The 367-nt window shown below is 53.1% G+C and carries 1 protein-coding gene; it reads left to right on the forward strand.

What is annotated here, in order from left to right; all coding sequences use genetic code 11:
* Positions 1-367: IS66 family transposase (locus TPRIMZ1_RS19105; RefSeq protein ID WP_010261082.1), on the forward strand; the 367-nt coding region annotated here is incomplete at both ends.

The following is a 367-nucleotide window of genomic DNA, read 5'->3' on the forward strand; positions in this document are numbered from 1 at the left end:
AATTTCTTTCGGAGCGTAAAAAACAAGCCCAGCCGATCCTGGATAAGTTCAAAACATGGCTTGATAAACGGGCTTTGGAAGTACCGCCGTCACTGCTCCTGGGGAAAGCTATCGGTTATACGCTGGGGCAATGGAACAAGATGGTTGCCTATTTGGACAGCCCGTACCTAACCCCGGACAACAACGCCTGTGAAAATGCCATCCGGCCGTTTGTCCTTGGCCGAAAAAATTGGCTCTTCAATAAAAGCCCGGAAGGGGCTGCCAGTTCCTGCGGTATGTACTCGCTCATTGAGACCGCCCGGCAGAACGGCCTTGTGCCAATTGACTATCTGCGGACCCTTTTTGAACGCTGCCCCACCGCCGTGTC

It is taken from the genome of Treponema primitia ZAS-1, assembly GCF_000297095.1.
In the GTDB taxonomy this organism is placed as follows: domain Bacteria; phylum Spirochaetota; class Spirochaetia; order Treponematales; family Breznakiellaceae; genus Termitinema; species Termitinema primitia_A.